Raw genomic sequence first — 13,143 nt, 5'->3', positions numbered from 1 at the left:
AAATCTTATAAAATTTCCCAATATCGTGTATAATGGCATCAAAGTGAGTAGGAGGAGGAGAAGTCATGGCTTTGAAGACGAAGAAGAACGCAGGCAGTCCGGAAGTCGCTTCAATTCGAAATGACTATGTCCGCTCCGTTGAACGGCAGGAAAAACGCCAGCAGGCGCATAAAGTCCGCCTTTTCAGAAGGCTCTCGGTATTCGGGGTGCTCGTATTGCTGGCCACCATCTGGATTGGGACCACGATTTATGCGCAGTCGCAGAGCATTGCAGAGAAAGAAATGCAGCGCGCTGAAACGCTGGCGGAGCTTGAGGAAGTCGAAAAAGAACAAGCGCAGCTCGAAGAACAGATCATGCTGTTGAACGATGACGAGTACATAGACAAATTGGCACGCAAGGAATACTTCCTATCGAATGAAGGCGATATCATTTTCACAATACCAAATGCGGACAATAAAAATGAAGAAGATGAAGATAAAGAAGAGTAGTCAGTTGACACTCTTTTTTTGCTGGTTATAATAAAAAGTGTTATACTAAAATTCGGGCAACGTCCCACATAAAAGAGTTTTTTGGCCCCGTATGGCGGTCATCTTAATTTTTAAGGAGGAGCATTTTTTTTATGTCGATTGAAGTAGGCAGCAAGTTAGAAGGTAAAGTAACAGGTATCACAAATTTCGGAGCATTCGTTCAGTTACCAACTGGTGCAACAGGCCTCGTGCATATCAGTGAAGTCGCAGACAATTACGTCAAAGATATTAACGATCATCTTAAAGTCGGCGAAATGGTGGAAGTCAAAGTGATGAATGTGGAAGCAGACGGCAAAATCGGTCTGTCCATCCGCAAAGCGAAACCACAGCCAGAAGGCGCACCAGTGCGTCCGGAACGCCCGCAGCGTCCACGTCCGAGCAATAACCGTTCGTTTGAACGCGCACCAAAAGAAAACTTCGAGACGAAAATGGCGAAGTTCTTGAAGGAAAGTGAAGAAAACGCAACTTCATTGAAACGCGCTACAGAATCCAAGCGCGGCGGCCGCGGTGCAAAAAGAGGCTAACTTGCTAGCTGTTTTAATAGCATAGGAAAATGCTTCATGACAGCTTAACAATTCATATCGAAACGCTTCTCCTTCGAGGGGAGCGTTTTTTTTATAAGGTGCAAAGTGCAACTGAACACAAAAAAAGCAGCATCCTTTGTCAGGATGCTGCTTTTAACAACGATGATGGCGGCAGAGGGGATCGAACCCCCGACCTCACGGGTATGAACCGTACGCTCTAGCCAGCTGAGCTACGCCGCCTTTGTTCAAACGAACATTTCAAATCATACTATCTAAACGGCGGAGTGTCAATTAGATTTGGAAAAAAGTTTCAGGGCTTTCTTTTTATATAGATGCAAAAATGGCCCGGGAGAGGTGAGCGCATGGAAACGTACGAAAAGAAAATGGCAGCCTATATCAAAAAACACCGGTTGCTGACACCGGGAGACCGGATCCTCGTTGGCTGTTCCGGCGGCATTGATTCGCTCGTGCTGGTGCATTTCTTGAAAATGAACGAGCGCGCTTTCGGGATTACGGTGTCGGCCGTGCACGTTGACCATATGCTGCGCGGCGAGGAATCCTGCAGGGACCGCAGCTTCACTGAAGAAACATGCCGGCATTGGGAAGTCGCTTGTTTCAGCCGATCCATACCAATCCCGGCGATTTTGGAAACGTCAGGCGGTAATAAACAGCAGGTGTGCCGCGATGAACGCTACGCTTATTTCAAAGATGTGATGGCAACCGAGGAGGCGGAGAAGTTTGCAACTGCCCACCACGCCGATGACCAGCTGGAGACGGTGCTGATGGCCGGCATGAGAGGGTCGTTGCAATCCGGCCTGTTCGGCATGCCTTTGCGCCGTCCGTTCGGCGAAGGGGAGCTCATACGACCACAGTTTGCGGTGACGAAAGATGAGATTGTGGATTATGCCCGGCGCCACGGCATTGTCCACCGGGAAGATTCCAGCAACGCGGAACCTTTTTACACCCGCAACCGCGTCCGTGAAGCGATCGTCCCTTTGCTGAAAAAAGAGGAGCCGTCCGTTTCGGCGCATTTCGTCGAACTCGCTGAAACAATCCAGGAAGACCAGCGCTTTCTGGAAGGGTTGGCTCATGAAAAAGTGCTTGGACTGGTTCATTGGACAGAGGGCCGGCTGTGCCTGTCGGCTGAAAGTTTCAGAAGCGGAGCACTTGCTTTACAAAAAAGAATGGTTCTAATACTATTAAACTATCTATATAATGGGCAGCAAGTGTCGATAACAAAACAATTGGCCGAACAGGTGCAAAACGCCATGCAAGGTTCAGCCGGCACTGTTTTTCTGCATTTGCCGCATAATTATATGATGACACGCCAATACGACGCGGTGTTCTTTAGCCGACAGCCGGTCCATCCGGCAACTGCAAAAGATGCAATGCCCATTACAGGTGACTGGTCTGAGGAAGTGAAAGGATTTCGTTATAAAAGTGTCCCTTTGCTGCAGGTTGAAAAAGAAGAGAATGCTGTATTTTGGTATTTCGCCGCATCTAAACACGACGGGATGTTCATCAGAAACCGCAAACCGGGAGACCGGATCAAACTTGCGGGCATGCAGCAGCCGAAAAAAGTGGCGCGCTTGATGATTGATGAGAAAGTCCCTGTTTGTGAAAGAGAGAATTGGCCGGTCATTGCAACGGAAAAAGATGAGGTATTGCTGATTCCAGGACTGCGCCCCTCCAGTCTTTTCAGCCGCGAACCGCGTGCTGGCGACGACTGGGTATTGATAGAGCACCACGAGAAAACGCAAAAAGCGGATTAACTAGGAGGCCCACCATGCTACAAAAAGACATTGAAGAAATATTGATCACGGAAGAAAGTTTGCAAGAGAAAGCGCGGGAGCTTGGAGCAATCCTTACGCGCGACTATCAGGATAAATACCCATTGGCAATCGGAGTACTAAAAGGTGCGATGCCATTCATGGGCGATTTGATGAAACGCATCGACGGTTATGTGGAAATGGACTTCATGGACGTTTCAAGCTACGGCAATGCGACTGTTTCTTCAGGCGAAGTGAAAATCATCAAAGATTTGAACGCCAGCGTTGAAGGCCGCGATCTATTGATCATCGAAGACATCATCGACAGTGGTTTAACGCTCAGCTATTTAGTGGATTTATTCAAATACCGTAAAGCGAACTCGATCAAAATTGTCACGCTGTTGGATAAGCCATCTGGCCGTAAAGTGGATTTGAAAGCCGATTATATCGGATTTGAAGTTCCGGATGCGTTCGTTGTGGGCTATGGTTTGGACTATGCGGAAAAATACCGTAATCTTCCATATATTGGCGTCTTGAAACCTGCTGTTTACAGCGGAGATCAAGAATAGTCAAAGGAAGTTCACACAATACGGATTCACCCGCAAAGCTAAGGGCTTTTCGTTGTAAGCGGAAATGCTCGTATGGTAGTATTTAGTATAGTTTTTGGAAACTTTATGAGGAGGCTTGGGATGAATCGAATATTTCGGTACACCATATTTTATCTACTGATCTTCCTAGTTATTATCGGTATTTTGGGGACGTTCAATAACAGTAACCAACCGACTAACGAAATAGGATACAATGAATTCTTGGAAGCTGTCCAAGGCGGGACGATCGAAGAAATTACCATCCAGCCTGACGCAAATGTTTACGAAGTGACAGGGAAATTGGATGGTTATGGCGACGAGGAAACATTCGTCACCAATATTCCAGTGGAAAACGAAGCATTAATTACACAGATTGATGAAATTGCTACATCTGAGGGTGCCGAAGTTGATTTTTTGAAAGCCCCGCAGACAAGCGGATGGGTTCAATTCTTCACAGGCATCATTCCATTCATCATCATCTTCATCCTCTTCTTCTTCTTGCTTAACCAATCACAAGGTGGCGGAGGCGGCCGTGTGATGAACTTCGGTAAAAGCAAAGCGAAGCTGTATGATGATCAGAAACATAAAGTCCGCTTTAATGACGTTGCTGGAGCAGATGAAGAGAAACAGGAACTTGTGGAAGTTGTCGACTTCTTGAAAGATCCTCGCCGTTTCGCTGATATCGGCGCGCGCATTCCAAAAGGGATTTTGCTTGTCGGACCTCCGGGTACCGGTAAAACACTTTTGGCCCGTGCGGTTGCTGGAGAAGCGGGCGTTCCCTTCTTCTCAATCAGTGGTTCGGATTTCGTTGAAATGTTCGTCGGCGTCGGGGCTTCCCGTGTCCGTGACCTTTTCGAAAATGCGAAGAAAAATTCACCGTGTATCATCTTTATTGATGAGATTGATGCGGTTGGACGCCAGCGTGGCGCAGGCCTAGGCGGCGGACACGATGAGCGTGAACAGACATTGAACCAATTGCTTGTAGAAATGGATGGCTTTGGCGCAAACGAAGGCGTCATCATTATCGCAGCTACAAACCGTCCGGATATCTTGGATCCGGCACTTCTTCGCCCAGGCCGTTTCGATCGCCAGATTACAGTTGGCCGTCCGGACGTTAAAGGACGCGAAGAAGTCTTGAAAGTCCATGCACGCAACAAACCGCTTGAAGCGACGGTCGACCTTAAAGCGGTCGCCCAGCGCACCCCTGGATTCTCAGGAGCGGATTTGGAGAATTTATTGAACGAAGCAGCCCTGGTGGCGGCTCGCCGCAATAAACTCAAAATCGACATGTCCGATATTGATGAAGCAACGGACCGCGTCATTGCGGGACCAGCTAAAAAGAATCGCGTCATTTCGAAAAAAGAGCGCAATATCGTGGCATTCCATGAAGCCGGCCATACGGTTGTCGGATTGGTGCTTGATGATGCGGAAACCGTCCATAAAGTGACGATCGTCCCTCGCGGACAAGCTGGCGGCTATGCTGTCATGCTTCCGAAAGAAGATCGCTACTTCATGACGAAACCGGAATTGCTTGATAAGATTTCCGGCTTGCTCGGCGGGCGTGTGGCAGAAGATTTGAGTTTCGGTGAAGTTTCGACCGGGGCGCATAATGACTTCCAGCGTGCGACGGCCATTGCGAGAAGCATGGTCACTGAATACGGAATGAGCGATAAGATCGGGCCGATCCAATTCGGCCAGGCACAAGGCGGGAATGTCTTCCTTGGGCGCGATTTCAACTCAGACCAGAATTATTCAGATGCCATCGCGTTTGAAATCGATCAGGAAATCCAGCGCATCATCAAAGAGCAGTACTTGCGCACGAAAGAGATCCTTACTGAAAAGAAAGATCTTCTATCGTTGATTGCGAATACTTTGCTTGAAGTGGAAACGCTGGATGCGGGCCAAATCCTTCACTTGAAAGATCATGGGACGCTTCCGGAACGTTCTTACGAAGCATTGAATGGCAATTTCGAAAAAGATGCTGTCGATTTGTCGAAAGACGATGAAGCAGGGGAAGCAACGGGTGCTCCGAGTGATCCTTCAGCTGGCGATTTGCCGAAAGAAGGCAGATCCGGTGAAGCCGTAGGACCGATTCAGGAAGACCGCAAATAAGACTTGTTAAGACCGATCGACCTTTCCTTTTTGGGAACGGCCGATCGGTTTTTTTATTTCTCTGAAAATATGGTATGATGTGTTGGAAAATCGTTGATAAGTGAGGGCTCAAATATGATTTTAGTAATGGATGTCGGAAACACGAATATTGTTTTGGGTGTCTACGGGGAGCAGCTGCTGCATCATTGGCGGCTTGAAACGGATCGCCACAAAACGGAAGATGAATACGGCATGCAAATCAAAATGCTGTTGAATGACGCCGGTCTCGAATTTGAAGCGATCGGCGGCATTATCATGTCTTCTGTCGTGCCGCCAATCATGTTTTCGCTGGAGCGGATGTGCCAGAAGTATTTTCACATCAAGCCGATGGTTGTCGGGCCGGGCGTAAAAACCGGTCTCAACATCAAGTATGATAACCCGCGGGAAGTCGGAGCGGACCGGATTGTCAATGCGGTCGCGGCCATCCATGAATACGGAACTCCACTAATCATTGTCGATTTCGGAACGGCGACTACATATTGTTATATTGACGAACGCCAGCAATACATGGGCGGAGCGATTGCGCCGGGCATTGGCATCTCCACTGAAGCGTTGTATAACCGAGCATCGAAACTGCCGCGCATCGAGATTTCGCGTCCAGCAAACGTCGTAGGAAAAAACACCGTATCAGCTATGCAGGCCGGTATCGTCTACGGCTATGTCGGGCAAGCGGAAGGCATCATTGCTCGCATGAAAGCGCAGAGCAAACAAAAGCCGGCTGTCATCGCGACAGGAGGCATGGCTTCGCTGATTGCGGCAGAATCGTCTATGATCGACAAGGTGGATCCGTTTTTGACATTGAAGGGCCTTTATTTAATTTATAAACGCAATCAGGCGTTGGAAGGGAACGATTGACATGGGAGATTATTTAGTGCGCGGACTGGGCTTTAACGGCAGCGTTCGGGCGTTTGCCGCTGATGCGACAGAAACTGTAGGGGAAGCGCAGCGCCGCCATCAGACTTGGCCGACAGCGTCTGCTGCATTAGGGCGCGCCATGACGGCGGGTGTCATGCTTGGCGCCATGCTGAAAGGCGATGACAAAGTAACATTGAAAATTCAAGGGGGAGGCCCGATCGGTGCCATCTTGGTCGACAGCGATGCTGATGGCAAGGTGCGTGGATACGTAACGAATCCACAGACCCAAATCGATTCGTCAGTGAAAGGCAAGCTTGACGTCAAAGGAGCGGTTGGCACCGATGGCATGCTGTCAATCGTCAAAGATCTCGGTATGAAAGAGAATTTCACGGGCCAGACGCCAATCGTCTCCGGGGAAATCGCTGAAGACCTGACTTATTATTTCGCGATTTCTGAGCAGGTGCCGTCATCGGTCGGCTTAGGCGTCTTAGTGGATACCGACAACTCCATTCTTGCTGCAGGCGGGTTCATCATCCAGTTGATGCCCGATACGGACGACGAAACAATCACAGCGATCGAAAAAAGATTGGCTCATATCGAACCCGTTTCCACGATGATTCAGCGCGGTTTGACGCCGGAAGAAATTTTGGAAGAAGTGCTTGGAGAAGGAAATGTACAGATTTTGGATAAAATGCCGGTAAAATTTGAATGTAATTGCTCTAAAGAACGTTTTGCAGAAGGAATCTTGGGACTCGGTGAAAAAGAAATCCGTGAAATGATCGAAGAGCAAGGGATGGCTGAAACGCAATGCCATTTCTGTTTGGAAAAATACCATTATTCTAAAGCGGAATTGGAAGCGCTGATCGATGAGCTACATGCGTAATCCGCAACGTCCTGCCGCATCACCGGCGACTGCAGGGCGTCCGCCGAGAAGAAGATTGAAGACGGGTCCGCTGTTGGTCCTGTTATTATTGTTGTTTGTCGGAAATCTGCTGTGGTTTATTGCTTGGCTGATTCCGGACGGAGGAGGCAGCAGTGAAGAAGTCGCCGCTGTCCAAGGAGATCCGATTACGCGCCAGGAATGGATGGCGGCAATGGAAGAGCAGCATGGCCGCGATACCCTGCTCGGGTTGGTCAATCAAAAAGTCATGGCTACTGCAGCGGAAGAATACAATATAGAAGTCAGCGATAAAGAAATCGATCTCGAACTGGCGATGCTTCGCACGGCGCAAGACGGCTCTGATATGGCGCTGTATGCAGAAAACGGGGCAAGCTTGCGCGAGCAAGTGAAATCGCAATTGATTCTGGAAAAAGTACTGACAAAAGATATTGTGGTTGAAGACCAAAAAATCGAAGCGTTTTATCAAGAAAATCAGGCGCTTTATGACGTCGAAGACGGTTATCGCACAAGCATGATGGTCGTTGAGTCAGCGAGTGAGGCCGAAGCAGCGCTGAAAGAACTTGAAAACGGTTCTTCCTTTGAAGCGTTGGCCCGGGAAAAATCTGTCGATACCGCATCTGCTAGCTTAGGTGGCGACATCGGCTACATTTCCCCGGACCAGCCGTCTGTCGATCCGGCCGTTGCAAAAGCGGTTCAATCTTTAGGTGCAGGCAAGTGGTCTGAGCCATTGGCATTGAAAGACGGTCGACTAGCGATTGTAGCAGTGGTCGATAAAGCGGAAGGCCGAAAGTTCTCCTTCGAAGAAGTCAAAGGCCATATTGGCCGCGAACTCGCGCTTGAGCAGCTGCCGCAATCGGTTACTCCAGAAGCTTTTTGGAAAGAATTCGACGCGCACTGGTTTTACGGACAATAAAACAAAAAGGCATTTCTCATGAGGAATGCCTTTTTTTGGTGTATACAATTTGACAGAAAATGAGAAACATTGATACGATAAGGAAAGATTAATGCTTACAAAACTACTAGGGATTAGGAGTGTTGAGAAATGGCGCGTATAGGAAATTCCGTTACCGAATTGATTGGCCAAACACCAATTGTCAGATTGAATCGCCTGACTGGCCCTGAAGATGCAGAGGTTTATTTGAAATTGGAATACTTCAACCCTGGCAGCAGCGTGAAAGACCGCATTGCTTTAGCAATGATTGAAGCTGCTGAAAAAGAAGGCGACTTAAAGCAAGGCGATACGATCATTGAACCGACAAGCGGCAATACGGGAATTGGCTTGGCGATGATTGCGGCTGCCAAAGGCTATAAATCCGTATTGGTTATGCCAGAAACGATGAGCATGGAGCGTCGCAACTTATTGCGCGCATATGGTGCAGAATTGGTTTTGACTCCAGGTCCTGATGGTATGAACGGTCCGAACGGCGCCATTAAAACAGCTGAAAAACTGGCAGCTGAAAATGGCTGGTTCATGCCACAGCAATTCAAGAACGAAGCGAATCCGGAAGTTCACCGGCTGACAACTGGCCCGGAAATCGTGGAATCGATGGGCGGCCAATTGGATGCGTTCATTTCCGGAATCGGTACAGGGGGCACCATCACTGGAGCAGGCCAAGTATTGAAAGAGCATTACCCAGGCATTCACATTGTTGCAGTGGAACCGACCGACTCTCCTGTATTATCAGGCGGCAAGCCGGGCCCTCATAAAATCCAGGGCATCGGCGCCGGATTTGTGCCAGAAGTCCTCAATACGAAAATTTACGATGAAATCATTCAAGTGACGAATGACCAGTCGTACGAAACAGCCCGCAAAGCGGCACGCGAAGAAGGCATCCTCGGAGGCGTTTCCTCTGGTGCAGCAATCTACGCGGCATTGCAAGTAGCCAAAAAGCTGGGCAAAGGCAAAAAAGTGCTGGCGATCATTCCGTCAAACGGCGAACGTTATTTGAGCACTCCACTTTACCAATTCGAAGAAAATTGAATCGTTTCAAAAAGAGTATGCACATGCATGCTCTTTTTTTATGGCGAAAATGCCGTTATTCGCGATAAGATGGAGAGAGTGAATATTTCCCGGGCAATAATACGGCACAGAACTGGAGTGTAATAGATGGATTTGAGCAGTAAAACATGGGTGATGGGCATATTGAATGTAACGCCGGATTCTTTTTCCGACGGCGGCAAATATACGACGGTCGAACAGGCAGAGTCGCGGGCCCGCCAAATGATCGAAGACGGAGTGGATATTATTGATGTAGGGGGTGAATCCACACGGCCGGGCTATACGATGATTTCCGATGATGCGGAAATCGCTCGTGTCGTTCCTGTCATCAAAGCGCTGAAAAAAGAATTTGACGTGTTGATATCCATTGATACATATAAAGCGGCAGTGGCAGAAGCGGCTATCGAGGCGGGTGCCGATATCATCAATGATATCTGGGGAGCGAAATATGAACCCGCCATTGCAGCGGTCGCCGCGAAATGGGATGTGCCCATTATTTTAATGCACAACCGTAACGATACGCCATACAAGAATTTTTGGCCGGATGTCCAGCAGGATATAAGCGACAGCGTCAAGATTGCGATTGATGCCGGCGTCCGCAAGGAACAGATTTGGCTCGACCCAGGCATTGGCTTCGCCAAGACAGCTGAGCAAAATATTGAAATGATGCAGCGTTTGGAAGAGTTTGTGGCACTCGGCTATCCGGTGCTGCTTGGAACTTCGCGCAAGTCGCTGATTGGAAAAGTGCTGGGGCTGCCTGTGGATGAACGGCTTGAAGGTTCGCTTGCCACTGTCTGCTTCGGCGTTGACCGCGGCTGCCAGATTGTCCGCGTCCATGATGTAATAGAAACAAGCCGTGCGGTGCGCATGATGGATGTACTAACGGGGAAAACGAAATACAAGGAGGCGGAATAATGGATTTCATTCATGTGAACGATATGGAGTTTTACGGCTATCACGGTGTATTCCCAGAAGAAACCAAACTGGGCCAGCGTTTTCGTTTGACAGTATCGCTGGCGGTCGATTTGTCTATGGCTGGTGAAACGGACGATCTTGTACACACTGTCCATTACGGCGAAGTTTACGAAGCATGCCGGGAGATTGTTGAGGGACCGCCGAAAAAGCTCGTTGAAGCGGTAGCGGAAGAAGTCGCTTCCCGAATTTTATCGCAATTCCCGCTCGTCAAAGGCATCCGAGTCCAGATGGTCAAACCTGATCCGCCGATTCCTGGACATTACCGGTCGGTCGCGATTGAATTGTCGCGAGGAGAATTCATATGAACGACAGCTACCTGTCGCTCGGCTCGAATATGGGAGACCGATTGGAGATGCTGAAGCAGGCTGTCCATTTGCTGATGGAACATCCAGCGATAGAAATTGCGGCCATTTCTTCCTTATATGAAACAGAACCGGTCGGCTTTACAGCGCAAGACTCGTTTTTAAATATGGTTGTCCATGTCAGGACTGGTCTGTCGCCTCTGGAATTATTGGATTTCTGCCAGGAAGTTGAACAGCAGCTTCAGCGCAAGCGGGTCGTCAGATGGGGACCGCGGACTATAGATCTCGACATTTTGCTCTATAACCAAGAAAAAATTGCATCAGAGAGATTGGTCGTTCCGCATCCGCGGATGCACGAACGGGCTTTTGTGCTAATCCCGCTTTTGGAAGTGAACCCTTCTCTTGAAGGAATGCCGGAGCCGCCTGAGCAAGACGTCAGATTATGGAAAACCTATAGCGGACTTAAAGAATTTATTGGTAAAACCTAGACGAACGGTGCAGTTTAAGCTGGAAATAAGAACTGCCACAACTTTGTGGCAGCTTTTTTTATGTAGCCTCAGAGGAAATTGTGTACAATAGAGAAATACATGAATGATCAAGGTGTTGAAAATAAAGGAGTGTAGAACATGTCAGAAGAGCTTAACGACCAAGTATTGGTGAGGCGCCAAAAGATGCAAGCGTTCCGTGATAACGGGATGGACCCTTTTGGTTCGCGTTTTGAACGTACTCACCTGTCAGAAGAAATCATTAACGAATACAGCGAGCTTTCAAAAGAGGAGCTTGAAGAAAACCCACATGAAGTGATAATTGCAGGGCGCGTTATGACAAAGCGCGGAAAAGGCAAGGCTGGATTTGCGCATCTTCAGGATCTGAAAGGCCAAATCCAAATATATGTCCGCAAAGACGCAATCGGCGACGAAGCGTATGAATTTTTCAATACAGTTGATCTTGGCGATATCCTTGGAGTAAGAGGGACAATCTTCAAAACGAATGTTGGGGAACTCTCTGTTAAAGCGAAAGAAGTCTTCTTCTTAACGAAAGCCCTTCGTCCGCTGCCTGAGAAATTTCATGGCCTTAAGGATATTGAGCAGCGTTACCGCCAGCGTTATTTAGATTTGATTACAAGCGAAACAAGCAAAGAGACATTTATTCTGCGAAGCCGGATCATTCAATCGATGCGCCGTTACCTGGATGACCAAGGCTTCTTGGAAGTGGAAACGCCTATGTTGCATTCTATTGCTGGTGGAGCAACCGCGCGTCCATTCATCACTCACCATAATGCGCTCGACATGCAGATGTTTATCCGCATCGCCATCGAACTGCATTTGAAGCGTTTAATCGTCGGCGGTTTGGAAAAGGTCTATGAAGTAGGACGGGTATTCCGCAATGAAGGAGTTTCAACGCGGCACAATCCTGAGTTCACGATGCTTGAACTATATGAAGCTTATGCGGACTATAACGATGTCATGGAATTGACTGAAAATCTGATTGCGCATATCGCCCAGGATGTATTAGGTGCAACTACAGTCCAGTATGGGGAGGACCAGATAAACTTGGCACCGGGCTGGAAACGACTGCACATGGCTGACGCCGTGAAAGAACATACAGGAGTAGACTTCTGGGAGCAGATGACGAAAGATGAAGCGCATGCTTTAGCGAAAGAACATAACATTGAAGTTAAACCTACTATGGAAGTAGGCCATATCTTGAATGAGTTTTTCGAGCAGCGTGTAGAGGAAGAGTTGGTTCAGCCTACTTTCGTTTATGGCCATCCAGTGGAGATCTCTCCACTGGCTAAAAAGAATCCGGAAGACGGGCGTTTTACAGATCGCTTCGAATTGTTTATTGTTCGCAGAGAACATGCAAATGCCTTTACAGAATTGAATGATCCAATCGATCAACGCGAGCGTTTTGAAGCTCAGTTGATTGAAAAGGAAGCAGGCAACGACGAAGCGCATGAAATGGATGATGATTTCATCGAAGCGCTGGAATACGGCATGCCGCCTACGGGAGGTCTTGGAATTGGGATTGACCGTCTAGTTATGCTGTTGACTAATTCAGCTTCGATAAGAGACGTTCTACTATTTCCTCAGATGCGTTCGCGCGACTGATAAGCATAGAAATGAAATAATTACTCAACCGGTTCGAGTGGAATACTCTCGAATCGGTTTTTTATTTCAAATAAGCCTTGCGCTAAGGCTAGAGGGGTGATATATTAATTGATGTCGTGTTTTTGGCATCTAAATCACACGAAGAAAATATGAAACTTATTATTGACTTCCAAAAAAGAAGCTGGTAATATTGAAAAGTCGCCAATTGAAGCGGCACAAACATGAACCTTGAAAACTGAACAGCAAAACGTCAACAACACGCAACGGCCGCGCAAAACGGCCCGCGCACAAACTACTGATCAGCATCACGCAGATCAAAAGCGAATCGTGCGTCTTCGGACGGCGATACGCCAGCAGTATTGAGCAATCAACACTACTCTATAATGGAGAGTTTGATCCTGGCTCAGGACGAACGCTGGCGGCATGCCTAATACATGCAAGT

The 13,143-nt window shown here is 48.1% G+C and carries 13 protein-coding genes, 1 tRNA gene and 1 rRNA gene; 14 read left to right on the top strand and 1 reads right to left on the bottom strand.

What is annotated here, in order from left to right:
• The first annotated feature begins 65 nt into the window (after window positions 1-65).
• Together AC4EHB_RS16775 and AC4EHB_RS16770 are read left to right on the top strand one after the other, a co-directional pair.
• A complete protein-coding gene (locus AC4EHB_RS16775; protein ID WP_490982089.1) occupies window positions 66-488 on the top strand; it encodes an FtsB family cell division protein in 423 nt (140 codons plus the stop codon).
• A gap of 131 nt (window positions 489-619) precedes the next feature.
• A complete protein-coding gene (locus AC4EHB_RS16770; RefSeq protein ID WP_490976727.1) occupies window positions 620-1,051 on the top strand; it encodes a S1 domain-containing RNA-binding protein in 432 nt (143 codons plus the stop codon).
• Window positions 1,052-1,217: 166 nt separating this feature from the next.
• Here AC4EHB_RS16770 and AC4EHB_RS16765 read toward each other — a convergent pair.
• Window positions 1,218-1,291: transfer RNA gene (locus AC4EHB_RS16765), tRNA-Met, on the bottom strand.
• Window positions 1,292-1,413: 122 nt separating this feature from the next.
• On the opposite strand from AC4EHB_RS16765, the gene tilS reads away from it, so the two are divergent.
• The 12 genes from tilS to AC4EHB_RS16705 all read left to right on the top strand — a co-directional run.
• Window positions 1,414-2,823, top strand: coding sequence for a tRNA lysidine(34) synthetase TilS (tilS, locus tag AC4EHB_RS16760; protein WP_490982088.1), 1,410 nt, complete (start codon window positions 1,414-1,416; stop codon window positions 2,821-2,823).
• 14 nt (window positions 2,824-2,837) lie between these two features.
• Complete coding sequence (hpt, locus tag AC4EHB_RS16755) at window positions 2,838-3,389, top strand: hypoxanthine phosphoribosyltransferase (RefSeq protein ID WP_490976729.1); 552 nt, start codon at window positions 2,838-2,840, stop codon at window positions 3,387-3,389.
• A 120-nt stretch (window positions 3,390-3,509) separates the two neighbouring features.
• The gene (gene ftsH / locus AC4EHB_RS16750; RefSeq protein ID WP_490976730.1) at window positions 3,510-5,519 is read left to right on the top strand and encodes an ATP-dependent zinc metalloprotease FtsH; all 2,010 of its coding nucleotides are present in this window, start codon (window positions 3,510-3,512) and stop codon (window positions 5,517-5,519) included.
• 114 nt (window positions 5,520-5,633) lie between these two features.
• Complete coding sequence (locus tag AC4EHB_RS16745; protein WP_490982087.1) at window positions 5,634-6,413, top strand: type III pantothenate kinase; 780 nt, start codon at window positions 5,634-5,636, stop codon at window positions 6,411-6,413.
• 1 nt (window position 6,414) lies between these two features.
• Entirely contained in the window at window positions 6,415-7,296 is an 882-nt protein-coding gene (hslO, locus tag AC4EHB_RS16740) for an Hsp33 family molecular chaperone HslO (RefSeq protein ID WP_490982086.1), read from the top strand.
• Window positions 7,280-8,227 (top strand): peptidyl-prolyl cis-trans isomerase, encoded by a 948-nt coding sequence (locus AC4EHB_RS16735; RefSeq protein ID WP_490982085.1) that lies wholly within the window; start codon window positions 7,280-7,282, stop codon window positions 8,225-8,227. The genes hslO and AC4EHB_RS16735 overlap by 17 nt, the downstream gene beginning before the upstream one ends.
• A gap of 129 nt (window positions 8,228-8,356) precedes the next feature.
• The gene (gene cysK, locus AC4EHB_RS16730) at window positions 8,357-9,295 is read left to right on the top strand and encodes a cysteine synthase A (RefSeq protein ID WP_490976733.1); all 939 of its coding nucleotides are present in this window, start codon (window positions 8,357-8,359) and stop codon (window positions 9,293-9,295) included.
• Window positions 9,296-9,421: 126 nt separating this feature from the next.
• A complete protein-coding gene (folP, locus tag AC4EHB_RS16725; RefSeq protein WP_490982084.1) occupies window positions 9,422-10,228 on the top strand; it encodes a dihydropteroate synthase in 807 nt (268 codons plus the stop codon).
• The gene (gene folB, locus AC4EHB_RS16720; RefSeq protein ID WP_490976735.1) at window positions 10,228-10,593 is read left to right on the top strand and encodes a dihydroneopterin aldolase; all 366 of its coding nucleotides are present in this window, start codon (window positions 10,228-10,230) and stop codon (window positions 10,591-10,593) included. The genes folP and folB overlap by 1 nt, the downstream gene beginning before the upstream one ends.
• The gene (folK, locus tag AC4EHB_RS16715) at window positions 10,590-11,078 is read left to right on the top strand and encodes a 2-amino-4-hydroxy-6-hydroxymethyldihydropteridine diphosphokinase (RefSeq protein ID WP_490982083.1); all 489 of its coding nucleotides are present in this window, start codon (window positions 10,590-10,592) and stop codon (window positions 11,076-11,078) included. The genes folB and folK overlap by 4 nt, the downstream gene beginning before the upstream one ends.
• Window positions 11,079-11,216: 138 nt before the next feature.
• Window positions 11,217-12,701: a lysine--tRNA ligase gene (gene lysS, locus AC4EHB_RS16710; protein WP_490976737.1), complete on the top strand. Its 1,485-nt coding sequence runs from the start codon at window positions 11,217-11,219 to the stop codon at window positions 12,699-12,701.
• A gap of 380 nt (window positions 12,702-13,081) precedes the next feature.
• Window positions 13,082-13,143, top strand: a 16S ribosomal RNA gene (locus AC4EHB_RS16705); the annotation flags it as partial.

This window comes from Planococcus sp. TJ-302, assembly GCF_058268455.1.
This window is presented reverse-complemented; position numbering and strand designations above follow the sequence as displayed.

Bases quoted from the DNA above. Each gene is read 5' to 3' on its own strand.
- AC4EHB_RS16775 (WP_490982089.1), top strand. From the start codon at position 66: ATGGCTTTGAAGACGAAGAAGAACGCAGGCAGTCCGGAAGTCGCTTCA.
- AC4EHB_RS16770 (WP_490976727.1), top strand. From the start codon at position 620: ATGTCGATTGAAGTAGGCAGCAAGTTAGAAGGTAAAGTAACAGGTATC.
- tilS (WP_490982088.1), top strand. From the start codon at position 1,414: ATGGAAACGTACGAAAAGAAAATGGCAGCCTATATCAAAAAACACCGG.
- hpt (WP_490976729.1), top strand. From the start codon at position 2,838: ATGCTACAAAAAGACATTGAAGAAATATTGATCACGGAAGAAAGTTTG.
- ftsH (WP_490976730.1), top strand. From the start codon at position 3,510: ATGAATCGAATATTTCGGTACACCATATTTTATCTACTGATCTTCCTA.
- AC4EHB_RS16745 (WP_490982087.1), top strand. From the start codon at position 5,634: ATGATTTTAGTAATGGATGTCGGAAACACGAATATTGTTTTGGGTGTC.
- hslO (WP_490982086.1), top strand. From the start codon at position 6,415: ATGGGAGATTATTTAGTGCGCGGACTGGGCTTTAACGGCAGCGTTCGG.
- AC4EHB_RS16735 (WP_490982085.1), top strand. From the start codon at position 7,280: ATGAGCTACATGCGTAATCCGCAACGTCCTGCCGCATCACCGGCGACT.
- cysK (WP_490976733.1), top strand. From the start codon at position 8,357: ATGGCGCGTATAGGAAATTCCGTTACCGAATTGATTGGCCAAACACCA.
- folP (WP_490982084.1), top strand. From the start codon at position 9,422: ATGGATTTGAGCAGTAAAACATGGGTGATGGGCATATTGAATGTAACG.
- folB (WP_490976735.1), top strand. From the start codon at position 10,228: ATGGATTTCATTCATGTGAACGATATGGAGTTTTACGGCTATCACGGT.
- folK (WP_490982083.1), top strand. From the start codon at position 10,590: ATGAACGACAGCTACCTGTCGCTCGGCTCGAATATGGGAGACCGATTG.
- lysS (WP_490976737.1), top strand. From the start codon at position 11,217: ATGTCAGAAGAGCTTAACGACCAAGTATTGGTGAGGCGCCAAAAGATG.